At 62.7% G+C, this 279-nt stretch carries 1 protein-coding gene; it reads right to left on the bottom strand.

The genetic code is table 11. From position 1 onward, the window contains the following. A partial coding sequence (locus SB764_RS39505; protein ID WP_410866684.1) for a 4Fe-4S dicluster domain-containing protein occupies nt 1-279 on the bottom strand: 279 nt, incomplete at both ends.

Here is a 279-nt window from a genome sequence, read left to right as displayed (position 1 = left end):
CAGGTTGACCTGCACCGGCACCGAGGGATCCTTCAGCGTCAGGTGGACGGGTTCGTTCTCGTCATGGTTGGTGTTGGAGATGAACACCGAGCTGAGCTTGTCGAAGGTCAGCTTGCCGTCGGTCTTGGGATAGTCGATGCGGGCGCACTGCGAGGCCGGCTGCAGGCAGGCGTGATCCGGCTTGCTGTGGCGCAGCGTCCAGGGCATCTTGCCCTTGAACACCAGTTGCTCGATGCCGGTCATCAGCGTGGCCACGGTGCGGCCCTTCTTGAACCACTG

Origin of the sequence: Paraburkholderia sp. SIMBA_027 (assembly GCF_046535315.1) — a bacterium.
GTDB lineage: Bacteria > Pseudomonadota > Gammaproteobacteria > Burkholderiales > Burkholderiaceae > Paraburkholderia > Paraburkholderia tropica.
The sequence above is the reverse complement of the archived record's forward strand: the minus strand, read 5'-3'. Positions and strand labels throughout refer to the sequence as shown.